General features: G+C 67.3%; 11 protein-coding genes. 4 read left to right on the top strand and 7 right to left on the bottom strand.

What is annotated here, in order from left to right; all coding sequences use genetic code 11:
* Positions 1 to 187: 187 nt before the first annotated feature.
* Positions 188 to 1,288 carry an aldose epimerase family protein gene (locus tag ACLJEU_RS15170; RefSeq protein ID WP_414661600.1) on the top strand — a complete coding sequence of 367 codons (1,101 nt, stop codon included), beginning with the start codon at positions 188 to 190 and terminating at the stop codon, positions 1,286 to 1,288.
* A 93-nt stretch (positions 1,289 to 1,381) separates the two neighbouring features.
* On the opposite strand, the gene ndk is transcribed toward ACLJEU_RS15170, so the two are convergent.
* From ndk to glgA, 5 genes are all read right to left on the bottom strand, one after another.
* Entirely contained in the window at positions 1,382 to 1,798 is a 417-nt protein-coding gene (gene ndk / locus ACLJEU_RS15175) for a nucleoside-diphosphate kinase (RefSeq protein WP_414661599.1), read from the bottom strand.
* Between the two features lie 100 nt (positions 1,799 to 1,898).
* The gene (locus tag ACLJEU_RS15180; RefSeq protein ID WP_414661598.1) at positions 1,899 to 3,278 is read right to left on the bottom strand and encodes a TIGR01777 family oxidoreductase; all 1,380 of its coding nucleotides are present in this window, start codon (positions 3,276 to 3,278) and stop codon (positions 1,899 to 1,901) included.
* A gap of 142 nt (positions 3,279 to 3,420) precedes the next feature.
* Entirely contained in the window at positions 3,421 to 5,004 is a 1,584-nt protein-coding gene (locus tag ACLJEU_RS15185; RefSeq protein ID WP_414661597.1) for a cryptochrome/photolyase family protein, read from the bottom strand.
* 10 nt (positions 5,005 to 5,014) lie between these two features.
* Complete coding sequence (locus ACLJEU_RS15190; protein ID WP_414661596.1) at positions 5,015 to 6,472, bottom strand: cryptochrome/photolyase family protein; 1,458 nt, start codon at positions 6,470 to 6,472, stop codon at positions 5,015 to 5,017.
* A 132-nt stretch (positions 6,473 to 6,604) separates the two neighbouring features.
* The gene (gene glgA, locus ACLJEU_RS15195) at positions 6,605 to 8,047 is read right to left on the bottom strand and encodes a glycogen synthase GlgA (RefSeq protein WP_414661595.1); all 1,443 of its coding nucleotides are present in this window, start codon (positions 8,045 to 8,047) and stop codon (positions 6,605 to 6,607) included.
* Positions 8,048 to 8,123: 76 nt separating this feature from the next.
* On the opposite strand from glgA, the gene ACLJEU_RS15200 reads away from it, so the two are divergent.
* Together ACLJEU_RS15200 and ACLJEU_RS15205 are read left to right on the top strand one after the other, a co-directional pair.
* Positions 8,124 to 10,655, top strand: a complete 2,532-nt coding sequence (locus ACLJEU_RS15200) for a ribonuclease R family protein (RefSeq protein ID WP_414661594.1) — start codon at positions 8,124 to 8,126, stop codon at positions 10,653 to 10,655.
* Positions 10,656 to 10,749: 94 nt separating this feature from the next.
* Positions 10,750 to 11,280 carry a DUF5069 domain-containing protein gene (locus ACLJEU_RS15205; protein WP_414661593.1) on the top strand — a complete coding sequence of 177 codons (531 nt, stop codon included), beginning with the start codon at positions 10,750 to 10,752 and terminating at the stop codon, positions 11,278 to 11,280.
* Between the two features lie 18 nt (positions 11,281 to 11,298).
* Here ACLJEU_RS15205 and ACLJEU_RS15210 read toward each other — a convergent pair whose 3' ends face one another.
* Positions 11,299 to 13,740 carry a glucosidase family protein gene (locus ACLJEU_RS15210; RefSeq protein WP_414661592.1) on the bottom strand — a complete coding sequence of 814 codons (2,442 nt, stop codon included), beginning with the start codon at positions 13,738 to 13,740 and terminating at the stop codon, positions 11,299 to 11,301.
* A gap of 216 nt (positions 13,741 to 13,956) precedes the next feature.
* Between ACLJEU_RS15210 and ACLJEU_RS15215 the strand changes: the two genes are divergently transcribed.
* Positions 13,957 to 14,292: a BON domain-containing protein gene (locus ACLJEU_RS15215; RefSeq protein ID WP_414661591.1), complete on the top strand. Its 336-nt coding sequence runs from the start codon at positions 13,957 to 13,959 to the stop codon at positions 14,290 to 14,292.
* A 593-nt stretch (positions 14,293 to 14,885) separates the two neighbouring features.
* On the opposite strand, the gene ACLJEU_RS15220 is transcribed toward ACLJEU_RS15215, so the two are convergent.
* Entirely contained in the window at positions 14,886 to 17,366 is a 2,481-nt protein-coding gene (locus ACLJEU_RS15220; protein ID WP_414661590.1) for an endonuclease/exonuclease/phosphatase family protein, read from the bottom strand.
* Positions 17,367 to 17,388: the final 22 nt, after the last annotated feature.

Below are 17,388 nucleotides of genomic sequence, written 5' to 3' on the forward strand. Positions count from 1 at the left end.
GACGCCAGGATCATCGCCACGAAGCTCCCCTGGCCCCTACGAGTAGGCCCGAGGCAGCCACGCCCAAGCGGCGTCGGCGCAGCCTTGCGTATCTGCCTTGCCGATCCCCCGATCGCCCGCTTCATCGTCCAGCGTGACCCCCGCGCGCTCGCAGCCCCTCACCCGCGTTGTTTCCCGTCTTCTGGCCGTGCTTGCCGCTGTCGCCCTGCTCGCGACCGCCAGCGCCGCCAGCGCATCGTCATCCGTCACCGGCGTGCAGCGGGCGCACTACGGCGAAACGGCGGACGGCGTCCGCATCGACGTCTTCACCCTCACCAACGCCCGCGGCGCCGTGGCCAAGGTCCTCACCCACGGCGCCACGCTCGCCGATCTGCAGTTGCCCGATCGGACCGGCCGCAACGCCAGTATCGTGATTCCGGTGACGGGCAAACCCGGGCCGCAGGGTGGTTTTCCCAGTTCCGGAGCCATCATGGGCCGCGTCGCGAATCGCATCGCGCATGGCCGCTTCACGCTCGACGGCCGCGACTACCAAGTCACCGCCAACTCAGGCGTGCATCAACTCCACGGGGGACGCGTGGGCTTCAACAAGGTCAACTGGCAGGCCGAAACGCTGGACGCCAGCGAGGGCCCCGCGGTGAAGCTCACCTACGTGAGCGCGGACGGCGAGGAAGGTTACCCGGGCCGCGTGACCGTCTCGGTCGTTTACACGCTGACGGCACAAAATGTCCTGCGGCTCGACTACAGCGCGACGACGGACAAGCCCACCCCGCTCAATCTCACCAACCACGCCTACTTCAATCTGGGCGGCACCGGCGACGTGCTCGATCACGTCCTCACGGTGAACGCCACGCGCGCGACGGCGGCAGACGCAGACTTGATTCCGACGGGCCAGTATCTCGAGGTGAAGGACACCGCGCTCGACTTCACCCGGCCGACCCCGGTCGGCGCCCGCACCGCCCTGCTCGCACCCGCCCGCCGCTATGATCACAACTTCGTGCTCAACCGGCCGGCCGGCTCAAAGGCGCTGCTGTTCGCCGCCCGTATCCAGGATCCGCATTCAGGCCGCGGCATGGAGGTATGGACAACTGAACCGGGCATGATGCTCTACACGAGCCCGCTCACTCCGCCCACCGGCAAGGAGCCGGCGGCACGCAACGGCTTCTACTGTTTCGAGACGCAGCATTACCCTGACGCCGTCAATCACCCGCATTTCCCCAGCACGATCCTGCGTCCCGGCGAAACCTTCCGGTCGACGACTGAGTTCCGGTTTTCCATCCAGGAACGTTGAACCCGATCCGCTCCCCGCGACGCCCGACGCAGGCACAAAAAAAGCGCCGCGGTCAGCGGCGCTTCTGAGAAGCAGGAGGGTGGCGAGCCCGGTTCAGGCGAACAGTTCGTCGGCCTTGAAGAAGCGCGCGATCTCGGCCTGGCCATTCTCGACGCTGTCGGAGGCGTGCACGATGTTCTTCATCATGTCGGTGCCAAAATCGCCGCGGATGGTGCCCTTCGCGGCCTTGCGCGAATCGGTCGGTCCCAGCAAATCACGCACGCGCTGCACGACATCATTGCCCTCGAGGGCGATCATGATCACGGGCCGCGACTTCATGAAATCCTCGATCTCCGGATAAAACGGCTTGGTGGCCACGTGCGCGTAGTGCTCGCGCAACAAGGCGGGCGAAAGGCGTGCCATCTTGCAGGCAATTACCGTGAAGCCGGCGGCTTCGAAGCGACTCAACACCGTGCCCACAATGCGCTTCTCCATCGCATCGGGCTTAAAGATCACGAACGTTTTCTGCATAGAACCTGCCAACGTACGCCTCGCGCCGCGTTTGGAAAGCCTAGAGTTTCAGGGCTGAAACGTGCCGGCTGCGTCGCCCAATTCGCGCGGGACTACGGTGTCACCTCCGGCCAAGAACGTGGCGCAACGCAGCCTCCAGGGTCGGCTGGCGAAACGCATAGCCGGCCTCGATCAGCCCCGCCGGCACGGCGCGCTGACTCGCCAGCAAGGTGGCGTCAGCCATCTCGCCAAACACGGTCTTAAGCACGAACGCCGGCACCGGCAGCACCGCGGGTCGTCGCACCACCCGGCCGAGCGTCGCCGTGAAAACCGCGTTCGTCACGGGCTCGGGCGCGGTGGCGTTCAGGGGACCGCGGCACGCCGCCACCATAATCGCGTGATGGATCGCCCCCACGGCATCATCGATTCCAATCCAACTCATCCACTGTCCGCCCCGCCCCACGCGGCCGCCGAGTCCGGCCCGGAAAAGCGGGAGCAGTTTGCCGAGCGCACCTCCCGCGGGCGTGAGTACGACGCCGAAACGCAGGAACACCGACCGCACGCCGGACGCGTTGACCGCAGCGGCCTGCGCTTCCCAGGCCTGACAGACGTCGGCCAGAAATCCGGCGCCCGCCGGCTCGGACTCGGTCAACACGGCGTCGCCGCGACTCCCGTAGAAGCCGACCGCGGACGCGTTGACGAGCACCTCCGGTTTGCGGCGCAAATCGCCGATCGCCTGCGCGAGCGTGCGCGTCGTATCATCACGACTGCGACGAATCGCATCGCGTCGCGCCTGGGTCCAGCGCCCCGCTCCCACATTTTCTCCCGCGAGATTCACGACGGCGTCGACGCCTTCGAGCGCCGCGAGATCGAGGGTGCCCTTGGCCGGATCCCAGGCCAGCTCGTCCGTTCCATGGGGAGCACGCCGCACGAGTCGCACGACGGTGTGACCGCGCGTGCGCAGAAACGCCCCAAGCACCTGCCCGATCATCCCGGACGCACCGGCGATCACGATGCGCCGGGGAGCGTCGCCCGCCAACGGCGACGGCAACTCCAGATCGGCCTTGGTGGTGGCGTGACGCCACGCGAACAGTCGTTCGAGCTGACGCCGCGCAAATCCACCGCCGAACGCCCGCCCGACACTGCCCGCCGGCAGCCGATACTCAATCGTGTCCGTCAGCGTGCACGCCCCGGGCCCGTCCGGCGTGATGAGGTGCAGGTGCTCCCACTTTGCAAACGGTCCGCTCAGCTGCACGTCGCGAAACTGCCTTCCCGCCACATAGTCGCGGTGCTCGACCTGCCACTCGGTCCAGATCGGCCCCACTTTGTTGCGCACGGTCACCCGCGCGCCGTCACGCACGCCACCCGTGGCCGCCACCACTTCCACGCGCTCCCAGGGCGGACACAAGCGGGCCAGCGCGCCGGGCCGTTCGTGCCAGGCAAACACCTCCGCGGCGGGACGGGCAATGCGGGTCGAAAGCGTGAAGCGCGAATCGTTCATGGTGCGGGCGGCAAGCGCCGCTGCGTCCAGCCTGCGCTGAAAGCGTTCAAATGCCACGCCGCAACGCACGATTGCCACCGATCGTTCGCGCCACCCGTTTCGGCTCGGCCGCGCCATTCCATTCGCAACGCGTCCCGGCAGATCACGTGAGCGCGAGCTCCCCGTCCACCACGGCCGGCGGTTCGCCTCGATTCGCGCGCAGTGCCGTGGCCGCGCGGGCGATCGCTTCGCGCTCCACCGGTTTCAACCGGGCGGCATTTTTCACCTGCAGCGACATGCGCGGATTCGACGCCAGGCGCTTCTCATGCCGCAGGAGAAAATCCCAGTACAACGTCGTGAACGGACACGCCGTGGATCCCGTTGACTGCGCCGGATCGAAGCGGCAACCCACGCACGCGTTGCTCATGCGCTGGATGTACTTGCCCGTCGCCACGTAGGGCTTCGAGGCCATCACGCCGCCGTCGGCGTACTGCGACATGCCGACGGTGTTCGGCAGCTCCACCCACTCGACGGCGTCGACGTAGACCGCGAGATACCACTCGTGCACCCGGCGCGGCTCGACCCCGAGCATCAAGGCATACAGTCCCGTCACCATGAGCCGCTGGATGTGATGCGCGTAACCCAGCCGCAGCGTCTGGCCGATCGCGTCGCGCAGGCAGGCCATCGCCGTGTCGCCCGTCCAATAAAACTCCGGGAGCGGCTCGTGCGCGCCCAGCGCATTGCCCTCGAGATAGCCCGGCATGTGCAGCCAGTAAATTCCCCGCACGTATTCGCGCCAGCCGAGGATCTGCCGGATGAAGCCCTCGACGCTCGCCAGCGGGGCGCGTCCTTCCGCATACGCGGCCTCCGCGGCGCGAATGACGTCGCGCGGATCGATGAGCTTCAGGTTCATCGCGGCGGAGAGCCGCGAGTGGTAGAGCCACGGCTCGCCGGTCCACATGGCGTCCTGGTATTCACCAAACGAGGACAGCCGGTGCGCGATGAAATCGTCGAGCGCCACCCGCGCCTCCGCCGGCGTCACCGGCCAGTCGAACGCGTCGAGCGAGCCGGGATGCCCGGTAAACCTCCGCCTGACCAGCGCCAGCACCGCGCGCGTCGTGGCGTCCGGCGGAAACGCCACCGGCGCCCGCTGCACGGGCGGACCGCTGCGGCCGAAGCTGCCGCGGTTGTCGTGATCGAAATTCCACTGCCCGCCGACCGGCTCGCCCTGCGCGTCGACCAGGACGCGATGGCGGCGGCGCACCTCGCGATAAAAGTACTCCATCCGCAGCTGCTTTCGCCCGGCCGCATGCGCGCGAAACTCCGCCGTCGAACACAGAAAGTGCCGGTCGTCGCGCAGCTCCATGGGCACACCCCGGGCCTGCGCCGCCGCCTTCAGGTCCTCGCGCGTGCGCCAGTCGCCCGGTTCAGTGAGAATCACGCGCTGCGGCCGCAGCGCCGTGATCGCCCGCTGCAATTCCCCGGGAAGCGTCTGCGTGTTGCCTTCGGCTTCGAGCTCCGTGTACCGAACAGTGAGACCGCGCGCGCGCAGGCCATCGCGAAAGTGTCGCATCGCGGCGAGGAACAGCGCGGTGCGCGGCTGCGCCGACCACACGTGTTCGGACTCGGCCGCAACCTCGGCCATCATCACGACGTCGCGCGCCGGATCAAAGGCGTCGAAAGCGGACGCGTCCGCGTTCAGCTGGTCGCCGAGAACCACAATCAAATGCCGCGCGGCCTGGGTCACGCGCTCACCTCTAGATGACGTCCGCGCCGCGGATGCTTTTGAACGCCGCCAGCGCCGCAGCCCGCGCCTGGGCGTGATCGACGATCGGACGCGGGTACGTATCCCCCAAACGGATGCCCGCGGCGGCAAGCACCGTGCCCGGCGCCTCCCACGGCGCGTGCAGGTGCTCGGCCGGCAGGCGCGCGAGCTCGGGCACCCAGTGGCGCACGTAGTCTCCCGCAGGATCGAATTTCTGTCCCTGCAGCACCGGCGCGAACACCCGGAAGTAAGGCGCGGCGTCCGCACCACAACCCGCGGTCCACTGCCAGCCGAGCGTGTTGCTCGCCAGATCGGCATCGACCAGCGTGTCCCAGAACCACGCCGCGCCGGCGTTCCACGGGAGCCGGAGATGTTTCACGAGAAACGACCCGACGATCATCCGCACGCGATTGTGCATCCAGCCGGTGTGCCAAAGCTGCCGCATGCCGGCGTCGACAATCGGGTAGCCGGTCCGTCCGCGCTGCCACGCGCGCAACTGCGCCCCGGTGGGATCGTCGCTCCAGGGAAACCGGGCGAAGTCCTCGCGCAGCGGCTGCTCCGGCGTGTGCTTGAAATGAAACAGCAGGTGGTGCGCGAACTCCCGCCAGCCGACCTCGCTGAGAAACACCGCCGCCCCCTTCGACGGCGGAAACACGCCGCTGTCCCGCGACACCGCGCGCACCGCCGCCCAGATCTGCCGGGGACTCACCTCGCCGAAGTGCAGATGCGGCGACAGCATCGACGTGCCATCGACGCCAGGGATGTTGCGCTGCTCTGAGTACGATTCCATCGCGCGCGCGACAAACGCCCGCAGCCGCTTCCCTGCTCCGGCTTCACCCGGGGTCCACGTGGTGAAGAAGCCGGCGTCCCACGGAATGGTCGGGCGCAGGCCGAGCGATGCGAGCGCGATCGATTTCGGCCAGGAGGCGGGCGTCGGGAGTTTTCCGCTGGGAAGCTTGAGTGGCTCGGGCACCTCGAGCGTCAGGCAGTGACGCCAGTACGGCGTGAACACCTGAAACGGCCGGCCCTGCTTGTTCGCGATCGTGTGCGGTTCGTGCAGCAGCGCGCCGTTGAAACTCTTCGCCTCGATGCCCGCCGCGGTCAGGTCTCTCTTCAGTTTCGCGTCACGCGCAATCACCGCCGGTTCGTAGCGCCGATTCCAATACACCGCGTCGGCGCCGGTCTGCTGGAGCAGCGTCTTCAACACCGCCGCCGACTCCCCTTTGGCCAGCACCAGTTGGGAACCGCGTTCGCGCAGCGCGGCGTCCAGAGCCGTCAGCGACTCGTGCAGCCACCATCGGCTCGCTCCGCCCGGGGCCCACCGGCCCTCGCCGTGGTCATCGAGGATGAAGACCGGGATCACCGCGCCGCCGCGCGCCACGGCGGCGTGGAGCGCAGGATTGTCCTGCAGGCGGAGGTCGAGCCGCAACCAGACGAGGACGGGCTTCATCCGGCGCACTCCGTTTCCGCGCGGCCAGACGGCGACGCGAGGACAACGCGGCGCGGAGAACGGAGGAGTTTAAACCGCACGAGCATGAAGGTGGCTACGCGCCACCGGTGGTCGCGGATGCACGCGCGCGCTTCAAAGGGAGTCGCGATAGAGCTGTTCGTAGCCGCTGGCGGCCACCTTCCAGCTGAAGTCCCGGGCCATGCCCCGCTGCTGCACGGCGGCATGCCGCGGCTTGTCGGCAAAGAGGACGAGCGCGCGCTGCAGAGCGTGACGCAGGCTGGCGGCGTTGGGCTCGCACATGAGACCGGTCCCGTTCACCGGATCCTCGTCGGCGTCGATGACGGTATCGGCGAGGCCACCCACGCGGCTGACGATCGGAATCGTGCCGTACACCTGCGAGTACATCTGGTTCAAGCCGCACGGTTCGAACAACGACGGCATCACGAAGAAATCGCTGCCCGCCTCGATCAGGTGACTCATGCTTTCGTCGAGCTTCGCGCAGAGAAACACCTTCTGCGGCACGGCCGCCGCCAGCGTGCGCAATTCCTCCTCCATCCGGCGATCACCCGAACCCAGCACCACGAGGCGGCACTCGTGGGCGAGGAAGAAGTCGCGATTCGCGAGGACAAAATCGATGCCCTTCTGCTCTGTGAGCCGGGCCACGATGCCAAAGATCGGGCCCTTGAAATCGACCGCGAACTCACAGCGCTTGAGCAGCTCGGTCCGGCACACGCCCTTGCCGGAGAGGTTCACCGCCGAATAACGCGCCGGCAGCAGCGGGTCGAGCGACGGATTCCACACCGCGCTGTCGACGCCGTTCAACAGGCCGACGATGTCCTCGGCCCGCGTTTGCACGACACCATCGAGGCCGCAGCCGAACTCGGACGTCTGGATTTCCCGCGCATAACGCGGGCTGACCGTCGTCACCCGATCGGCGAACAGAATGCCGCCCTTCATCAGGTTCACCTGCGAATAGTATTCGAGGCCGTCCATGTGGAAGAGCTCGTCCGGCAGGTTCGTGCGCGCAAACGTCTTGGCGGGAAACACGCCCTGGTAGGCGATGTTGTGAATCGTGAAGATTGTCTTCAGCGCGAGCGTGACACCGTGGCGCCGCTCGGCTTCGCGCAACAACACCGGCAGCAATGCCGCCTGCCAGTCGTGACAGTGGACGACGTCGGCCTGGAGATCGCCCAGCCGGAGCATTTCCACCACGGCCTTACAGAAGAAAATGAAGCGCTCGGCGTTGTCCTCGTAATCGCGCTCGCCGTTGCCGTACGGCGCGCGGCGGTCGAAAAACTCCTCCCGGCAAATCAGGAAGACGCGCAGGTTTTTGCGCGGAGAAAACACCCGCACGTCGGCCGCAAGAAAATCGTCCGCCATCTCGACCTTCAGCCGCAACTTGCGCTGCGCACCGGCGGCGTCCTTGTGCTCGAGGCTCGAACGGTAACCCGGGATGAAAACGGAGACATCGTGGCCGTTGTCCGCAAGCGCAGCGCTGAGCGCGCCGACCGCGTCAGCCAGGCCGCCGGTTTTCATGTAGGGGAACAACTCGCTCGCCACGTGGACGATTTTCATCGCCGGTAGCTAAGGCGGACTGTTTCGTCAGTCCAATCACAAAGCACGGTGCGAACGCCGCGCCCCTTTTCCCATCATGTCCCTCCGAGACCGTTTGATCGCGCTGTTGCGCGACCCGGCATACACCCTTGGCAACGAATTTGAGCTGCAGCGTCGCCTCAATCTAAAGAAGAAGGAGCGTGCCTCCCTCGCCCACGAAGTCCGCCTCCTGCTCAAGGCCGGCCACTACGTGCGCGCCGGCAACGGCCGGATCACGCCGCGGGGTGCAGCCGCGACCGAACCGCGCAGCAGCGGAAACGAACGGCCCATCTTTGTACCGACGCGCCGCGGCGCCACGCCGCCAGCGCCGGCACCACTTCCGGAAGCTCAGCCGCCGAGGCAATCCGGACGGAGCCGCACTCCGGCCCACGAACCCCGGCACGCAACCTCCGGCGGTAAACGCAAAACCAGCCCGGCCCGCGGTCACGGGCACGCAGAGATCCGGCCCGCCGCCATTCCAGTTCCCGTGGCGGCACCCGCCGAACCGCGGGAACCCGCCCCGCTGATCACGCCACCGCTGCGCGACGGCGAACTCGTAGGCAAGATCCAGTTTCGCGCCGGCGGTTCCGCATTCGTCGTGCGCGAGAGCGTCGTTGGCCAGGACTCCGAACCGGCGCTACAGGTTTTTCCCGAAGACACGGGCGTGGCCCTTCCCGGCGATCGCGTCATCGCGCGGGAGTTTCCCGGCCGCAAGGGCCGTCGCCCCGGCGAAAAGATTGGCGGCATCGTGCGGGTGCTCTCCCGTGGGCGCGACACCATCGTCGGCGATCTGCGAGCGGGCCGGCGAGGTTACTTCGTCCAGCCCGACGATCCTCGCTTCAGCTACGAGATTCAGGTCGGCGATCCGTCCGACAGCGATCTGACCCCCACCCCGCGCCCCGGCGACAAGGTCGTCGTGAAACTCGGCGAGTGGCGCCGGCGCGATCAACCGATCACCGGCACCATCACGTCGCGGCTGGGCCGCACGCACGAACCGCGGGCGGAGCTCGCGGGGATTTTTCTCAAGTACGAACTGGCGACGGAATTTCCCGCGGCCGTGGAAGCGGAGGCCGCCGCGATTCCCGACCGCGTGCAGCCGCGCGATCTCACGCATCGCGTCGACTACCGCGACAAGGCGGTCTTCACGATCGATCCCGACGACGCGAAGGACTTCGACGACGCGCTTTCCTACGAAATCCTGGACGGCGGCGACGTGCGCGTCGGTATCCACATTGCGGATGTCTCGACCTACGTGCACTCCGGGACCGCGATCGATCGCGAGGCCCAGCGGCGCGGCAACTCGACTTACCTCGTCGGCGTGGTGATTCCGATGCTGCCGGAGAAACTATCCAACGGCCTCTGCTCGCTCGTCGAGGCGCAGGATCGTCTCTGCAAGGCCGTGTTTCTCACCTTTGATCGCAAGGGCAAGGCGAAGGAAACCACCTACGCGAACACCGTGATTCGCAGCCGCAAGCGGCTCACGTACAAGCAGGCGTACGCGTTCATCTTCGAGGACGACCTCGAGCGCATCCGCGCGCTGCCGCTGCCGCCGAAGCACCAGACCGGCTCGACGGGCCGTGCGCTCCACGACCTAAGCGACCCGGAGCTCCGCGATCTGCAGACGTGGATCCGCGCGCTCTGGAAAATCGCCGCCCGCCTGCGCAAGGATCGCATGGCCCACGGCAGCCTCGATCTCGACATGCCCGAGACGAAAATCTTCGTCGACGAAAAGGGCTATGCCGACCGCCTCGAGAAGATCGAGCACGACGAGAGCCACCAGCTGATCGAGGAGTTCATGCTCGCGGCCAACGAGGCCGTTGCGCGCCTCACCCGCACCTACAAGCTGCCGTCACTCTACCGGGTGCACGACGAGCCCGATGTGGAGAAGCTCGACGAATTCCGCACCCTGCTCACGACCTACGGGGTAAAGGTCAGCGACCTCACCCGGCGCGCCGAACTCGTCCGGCTCCTCGAGGTTCTGCGCACTCATCCCCAGGGTTACACGCTTCGCACGCAGTTGTTGCGCAGCCTCAAGAAGGCCGCGTACCGCCCGACGCCCGACGGCCACTTCGGCCTGCACAAGAAGGACTACACGCACTTCACGTCTCCGATTCGTCGATACTCCGACCTCGTCGTCCACCGCGTCTTCGAGCACTACCTGGAAAAGCACGAGGGCAAGCCGGCGCCCGGCGGCCGCGGTGCGGGTTACGATCTGCCCCGCGTGGAGCGGCTCGGCGAGCACCTCAGCCTGACCGAGATCAACAGCGCCGAGGCCGAGCGCGACAGCGTGAAGGTGAAGCTGCTCGAGTACTTCGAACGCGAGGTCCACAAGCACCCGAAGACGCGTTTCGCGGCGATCATCACCGACGTCCGGCCGAACGGCTTCTTCATCGAGCTGATTGAGTCCATGACCTTCGGCTTCGTTTCCGCGAGTTCACTGGGCGACGATTACTACACGCCGAACAACGCGGGCACGGCCCTCGTGGGCCGCAAACGGAAGAAGAGTTACGCGTTGAACGGCCGGCTCGACGTCGTCGTCGAGCAAGTCGACCGCTACAAGCGCCTGATCGATTTCCGCCCGGCCAGTTGATCGCACGGTCCGCTCCAAACCGGACGCGGACTTGAAAACCGGCCGCAATCGCGTTCGCTGAACTTACGTCCGAATCCGTCGGACCTTTTTTCGCATGAAACACTACGACTTTCCCAATCGCTTCCGCACCCTCTACGAAAAGGCCGTGATTCAGTACGCCAGCGGCAAACGCGGCGCCGAATCCATCGTGACCGCCGAGGAGAAAGCGTTCCTCGCGGCCAACGGCATGACGCCGCAGCACCTGTACGACTACGCCGAGGATCACAACGGCTACGACGGCGAACCCGGCCTCTACCAGGCGCTCGCGATCGAACTCGTCCGGCGCAACTACTTCATCAACGTCCAAGGCGGACGCCCGTCGACCGTAACCCTCGACGAGGCCTCGTTGCCGTCCAAGACCGAGGCGATTCGCGGCATCACCTGGCTGCCCCGCATCCTGCCGAAGGCACGCGCGAAGTTGCGCGGCGAACTGCCGCCGTCGCTCATGTATGGCTGCGGTGGAGACCGACGTTTCTTCAAGGAACACGACATCCTGCCCGCAGAGTTCCTCGCCCTCGTCTGGCGGTTGGAAAAGGACGAAGCCGCCATCGTCGACTGGGTCGTGCGCCGCTCGGGCAGTCGTTAGGCGGAACGCGTTGCCGGTTCAACGGCGCACGGCTTGGCCACGCAGGGCCCGCGTCGTGCGCGCTCCGCGGCCCCAGCGCCAGAAAATCGCCTCGAGGATCCCGAACTGATCCGTCAGCAGGCCCTCGTAACCGCACGGCCGGTCGTCCCAGTGCCGCCAGTCGACGCCGCTGCGGTTGCCGCCAAACACCCGCGCGTCGGCCAGCCCGGAGCAGAGGCGTTCGAGCAGGCGATCGGCTTCCCTGGCCAGACCGACCTGATATAGAGCCAGCACCAGATAGCGCGTCTGGGCGTGGGTGCGGCCGCCGTTTTGGTAATACCCGAGCGGATACCCCTGCATGATGTCCGCCAGGTCCGGATCGGGAATCGGCCACAGATTGCCCGGCAACCCGAGGGCGGCATCGGGCATCCCGACGCGGCGCGTTTCCGCGAGCAGTCTATCCAAAATGCTCCGCCCCCGTGCCGCATCAGTGAGGCCCAACGCAACTGCCGCGCCGTTGATCGCCAGGAAGGCATGATCGTGCAGCTTGCCCTCGCGACAGCGCCATCCGGCATACCAACCGTTCTGCTCGTTCCAAAACGCCGGATGGAAACTCGTGCGCAACTGATCCGCCCAACCGGCTATCGTCTGCGCCTCGCGCGCCGCGCCTAAACGCTGCAACGCCGGCACGAAGGCGCGCAGCGCACCGTGCAGAATCGCGTTGGCGAACGCATCCTTCCAGCCGAACGACACGACATCGTACCAGCACGTGCTCCACTGGTTGGTGCCGCTGACTCCGGTGCGGTACGCACTCTCGATCAGGCCGTCACCATCGAGATCGCGGCGGCGCACCGCCTCGATGCGTTGCAGGATGCGCGTCCGGTGACGCTGGAACCACGCGCGATCCGCCACGTGCCCGAGAAAGTCCGCCAACCCGCGCAGGCCCGCCGTATCCGTCATCAAATACTCGTCGGCCGCGTCGTGCGCGACACCGTCCTGCATCAGTCGTCCCGCCGCGTAACCGGGCCCGCCGTCGAGCCACCGCTCCAGTGACGTGCGCAAGAGTTCCGTCGCGGGAAACCCCGGCAGGATCTCGCCCATCGGCAGCGTCACCGCCGACCACGTATCGAGACAAATGGGACAGTGCATCGAGGCCCCGTTGTTGCTGAGCGTGCCGGTGTCGGCGCGATACGTGAGCGCGGTGAAATGCGTCCGCGCGAGCGCGCGCTGCACCACTCGGGGTGCATTCTTCCGCAACACCGCCGGCGGCGCCACCGGACGCAGCGTGAAGATCGCCTCGTGCCGGCCGCGCCGGAGCCGGTAGACGCCTTCCGACGTGCGTTGCTCGCCGACCTTCAACTCGAGGGTGTTGACGTCGTCGGCCCGGAAACAATCGCTGCGAGCAAACACGCCGGGCGTCCGCGACGCCAGTTTCCAGGTGCCGAAGCGCGGCAGGTTGAGCAGCAGCGGCAGCGCAACGGCGCCCGTCTCGCCATCGGGCAGAATTTGTCCGAGGACCTGCGAAGGTGACACGCGGTTGCGGAGCGCGATTGTCCACGCCGAGCTGTGCCACGCGACGACCTCGCGCGCGCCGGTGCGCGTCGCGCGCAAGGTGAGGCCGCGCGCGGTCACGCGCCAGGCCAGACGGTAATGCTGCGAGCCCGCGACGAAATCATAGGTCACCGTGGATCCGCGCACCGTGGTCCGGCCCACGGCGTCGAAGCGCACCGCCGGCGCCATCACCGGCACCGCACCGAGCTCCTGCAGCCGCGGCCCCTGGAGTGAAAACGCCGGCTGCACCGCGAGCGTGTTCTGTCCGGCATTCGCCCGGTCCTCCGTGTGGAGGCCGAGAAAGGAAAAACCCGGCCGCGCGAGATGGAAGCCCACTTCGAAATCGCGCGTGGCGAAACGGACTTCGCCATCGCGCAGCGACGCCCGGACGCCCTTCGCGAGGCCAGTGAGCCGCACCGGCGCGACGTCGAGCACGCGTTCGAGCCGCGGCGGGAGCGGATCGATCAGTTCGCCCTCGAGGACGAACGCCGACAGCGCGAGATTCCACGGCGTCCAACCTTCGTCGATACCCGACCGCCGCACTTCGATCGACACCGCGGAAGCCTCCGCGCCACCGAGCGCAAACCAGATCGTCTCATCGTCGGCCGGCTTGCGCACCTCCGGCAGGTGCAGCAGCTCGCGCCAGTTTCCACCCTGCCAGGCGAGGACGCGCAGGCCGCTCACCCAGTCGAGATCCTGCCGGCTCCCGCACTTGTGATACCCCTGCCCTTTCCGCACGCCGAGCCGGTCCAGCCGCGCGCGTCCCGCGAGCCGCAGCACTCGCGCGTGAATGATGCGTCGCACGGGCAAATCCGTTTCGTGAGCCGAGGGTCGCGTCCACATCGCACGCCCGGCGGCAAACGTGGCGTGGGTGAAGAGATCGCCCATCGGAGGCTCGAGATCGCGCAGACGCAGCAGGTCCTGAATCATTCCGGCAACCTTGTCCGCTCGCCCACAACCGGGGCAAACCGGAACCGATCCGGCGTGGCGTTATCCCGCGGCGCACTGCCCGCACCAAGGCACGCGCAGAGCGCGGGCGGCACCGCCACGCGCGCATTTCACTGGGCCGCGCTGGAATCATGCGCGCGCCCGGACGGGAACCGAATCGTCGGGGCGGGTACTATGCCGGCAATCCTCCCAACCACCATGAAACACTCCGTCCTCTCCCTGACCGCTCTCCTGTTTGTCGGCACCGGCCTCGCCACGCTCGCCACCGGCTGCGCGGGCACCACCACGCGTGAAAGCACCGGCGAATACATCGACGACGCCACCGTCACCGCGAAGGTGAAGGCCGCGTTCGTCAAAGATCCGCTCGTGAGCGCGATGGACGTGAAGGTCGAAACCTTCAAGGGCACCGTCCAGCTGAGTGGCTTCGTCGACACCGCCGACCAGAAGGCCAAGGCCGAGGCGATCGCTGCCGGCGTCACAGGAGTCACCAGCGTGCGCAACAACATCACGCTCAAGACCGCCGCTGCGCGCTAAACGGCAGGGGCCGGAAGTGCGGCCTTGATCCGCCTCGAGCGGACGCCTCATGCCGCGCCGGCCCTTCCGCTTCTCGGACATCCCTTGGCGCAAGGTCGTGCCGGGCGTCATCCTCGCCGGTGCGATCGTCTGGATGGCCTGGCGTTGGATCGATTTTCCGGCGCTGCACGAACGCATCGCCCGCTGCAACGCACCGGCGCTGATCGCGCTCCTGGTTTTCCTCCCGCTCATCGGTTTTCCCGTCCGCCTGCTGCACGTCGCGGCAGGCGTTCGTTTTGGCGTCGGTCCCGGGCTCGCGATCGTTTCGCTGTCGATCCTGGTGCAACTCGTCGCGAGCCACTTCATGGCGCGCCACTGGGGCGAGCGAATTTCGCGGATGCGCTGGGTGAAACGGGTGCGCGAACGGGTACCGTCCGGCGCCCACCGCAGCGCGAGCGTAGTGGCGTTGCTGTTACCCGGCGCGCCGTACATGGCGGTCAACCTCGTCTTGCCCCTGATCGGCGTGCCGCTGCGCACCTTCCTGCTCGTCGCCTGGCCGATTCACAGCATCCGCTCCACGCTGAGCGTCGCGTTCGGCGACCAGAGCAATCAGCTCACCCCCGGCCGGGTGGCAGCCCTGCTGGGTTATGCGCTGCTGATGATCGCGGCGTCGTGGTGGACGTACCGGCGGATGCAGGCGCAGTCACCAGCTGGAAGTCCGCCACCAGCGGCAGATGGTCGGAAGCGACGCGGCTGAACGCATTGCGCACCACGGTCACGCGGCGGCGTTCGAAGTGGGCCGACGTGAAAATGTGATCGAGCCGCAACAGCGGCTGCAGCGAACTGAAGGTGGCCGCCGGTCGGAAGCCGTGCCCCCGCGCCTGGGCGTCACGGAGCTTCTCCGCGACGATGCGATACGGTGCACTGCCCGGCAGCGCGTTGAAATCCCCGCACAACACCACCGGTTCATCGGGAGGAATGGAACCGATCCAGTCGGGACCCAGCAATTCGCGCACCTGCAGCACGCGCTCGCGCGGCCCCAGGCCGAGATGCGTGGTGATGACGTTGACGACCTGCCCGCCCACGAGCGCGCGTACCCACATCGCCGAGCGCGGCTCCTGCCACCAGCTGCGCGGATCGTGGGGCAGCCGGCCGCGGCGCACGACGTCGATCGGGTGCCGGCTGAGGAGCGCGTGACCGTAGTGCTCCTCGCCGCGCGTGATGGTCGGACAAAACGCCGCGTGGAAGCCCAGCTCGCCGGCAATCAACGCGGCCTGATCCTCGGCACGCGACCGGCGACGCCCCAAATCCACCTCCTGCAGCGCGACGATGTCCGGCATCTCGCCGCGTATCACCCGCGCCACCCGGCGCGGCGAGGTGCGCCCGTCCATGCCGGCGCAGCCATGAACGTTGTACGACATCAGCCGAAAATCGGTGCGCTGCGGTGACATCGTTCGGCACGCCGGCGTGTCGCATCGACCGATCTGATACAGCGCCGCGGTGCGCAAAGCCTCGGGCCGGATGAACGCCTCCGTGCCCTCCGGCAGCGGCGTGTGCGGCGGCAGCAGCACAAAGCCCTGCGTTTCCTGCGGACCGAAGCCCCCGTGCGCGCCGCGCTCCGGCGCGAAACTCCACGGCACCTCGATCCACGGACTCCAGCCCAGCAGCACGAGGTCGCCCGCATCCGGCGTCCCGACCCAGTACGCGATATCCCGCGCAATCGTCGCCCGCATCGCTTCGGGATGCGGCAGGATCGCCGGCACCTCCTCGGGCACGCGCGTCTCGCCCCGCGCGTGATACCACGTGACCACGCCGGTCTGTGTGCGGACGATCACGCCCGGAATCCCGCCTTCGCGCACGAGCCGAATCGCCAGTGCGCGACGCTCCGGATCGGATTTCGGCGTGGAGAAATACACGTGCCCGACCGGCCCCATCGCCGCGACGGCAAAGGTCCGCCGCTCCTCGTCGGTCAACGCATCATTCGCGCGCGACCGCGTGAGGCGGGACTGACTGAAACGGCCGCGCGATAGATGAGCGGTGGCTGCCGTGGCCGGTTCCTGGCTGCGCGCGCGGCGATCGTTCTCCGGCGCTGCATCGCAGCAACGTCGCAGCACGCCCTCGACCCCGCCCGGGTGGGCGTCCTCGAACGATCGCGTCAACTCCTGCCCGTGGTCGGAGAAAATCCACACGGCGTAATCTCGCCGCGTCGAACGGTGCGCCGCCGTGGCAATCGACCGGATGGCGCGATCGATGCCGCGGAGCGAGCGTTGCGCAAAACGGGATCCCGGGCCGCGCGCATGGGCCTTCTCGTCGTAACCGACGAAGTTCACGTGGACGATCGGCAGGCCCCGGGTGACATCGATCCGTCCGCTGATGGTCAGGAGTTCTCGCAGTCCCACTCCGACGAATACACGCGACAGCAGCAGGAGAAACTCCTTGTACAGGCCGCGGCCGCTGGCCAGCGCGCGGACCAGCTCGACCACGGAGTCGGCCGCTTCCACGAGCAGCAGCCACGCGATGCGCAGCGCCGAGGGAAACTGCAGCACGATAAACACGAGGACATTCCGGATCTTGCCGGTGCGCCACATGTCGCCGACACCGATGCTCGCCGCGCAAAAGTGACTCTCTGTCTGCCCCGCACCGCCCGTGTAGATGTTGGACCACGAACTGCCGCCGCTCAACAATCCGTCGGCTTGTTGCGCGCACATCGCCTCGCGGGCCTTCGCCCACTCCGGATCCCACATGCGCCCGATCCTGTTGCGCGCGCGATCAAGAAAGCTGAACGCCGGCACGGCGGAGTGAACGCCGTAAAACAGCTCGGCCTGCACCGCCGGAGTCGTCGTGGGCAAACCCGGATAGAACGTGTGCAGATCGCACCCCTCCCGCTGGAGCAGGCGCTTCAGATACGGCATGCGTCCCGCGGCGATCGCCCGCTCCAATTGCGCACGCGCGAGTCCGTCGATTTGAATCAACAGCAGTCCCGGCGCCTCGCTCGTGCCCTCCGACGGCGTAAGGCCGAGATGCCGGATGGCCCACTCGTTGCGGCTCAGCCGGTGACGCGCGCGATGGAAAATACTCTCAAGTTGGGCGAACATGAAACGTGGTCGTCAACGACCT

Origin of the sequence: Terrisphaera buseokensis (assembly GCF_047521145.2) — a bacterium.
Lineage (GTDB): Bacteria > Verrucomicrobiota > Verrucomicrobiia > Opitutales > Opitutaceae > ER46.

What these genes read in the sequence shown, in the direction of transcription:
- ACLJEU_RS15210 (WP_414661592.1), bottom strand. Translation starts at nt 13,740, where the DNA reads ATGATTCAGGACCTGCTGCGTCTGCGCGATCTCGAGCCTCCGATGGGC.
- ndk (WP_414661599.1), bottom strand. Translation starts at nt 1,798, where the DNA reads ATGCAGAAAACGTTCGTGATCTTTAAGCCCGATGCGATGGAGAAGCGC.
- ACLJEU_RS15190 (WP_414661596.1), bottom strand. Translation starts at nt 6,472, where the DNA reads ATGAAGCCCGTCCTCGTCTGGTTGCGGCTCGACCTCCGCCTGCAGGAC.
- ACLJEU_RS15180 (WP_414661598.1), bottom strand. Translation starts at nt 3,278, where the DNA reads ATGAACGATTCGCGCTTCACGCTTTCGACCCGCATTGCCCGTCCCGCC.
- ACLJEU_RS15215 (WP_414661591.1), top strand. Translation starts at nt 13,957, where the DNA reads ATGAAACACTCCGTCCTCTCCCTGACCGCTCTCCTGTTTGTCGGCACC.
- ACLJEU_RS15205 (WP_414661593.1), top strand. Translation starts at nt 10,750, where the DNA reads ATGAAACACTACGACTTTCCCAATCGCTTCCGCACCCTCTACGAAAAG.
- ACLJEU_RS15200 (WP_414661594.1), top strand. Translation starts at nt 8,124, where the DNA reads ATGTCCCTCCGAGACCGTTTGATCGCGCTGTTGCGCGACCCGGCATAC.
- ACLJEU_RS15220 (WP_414661590.1), bottom strand. Translation starts at nt 17,366, where the DNA reads ATGTTCGCCCAACTTGAGAGTATTTTCCATCGCGCGCGTCACCGGCTG.
- glgA (WP_414661595.1), bottom strand. Translation starts at nt 8,047, where the DNA reads ATGAAAATCGTCCACGTGGCGAGCGAGTTGTTCCCCTACATGAAAACC.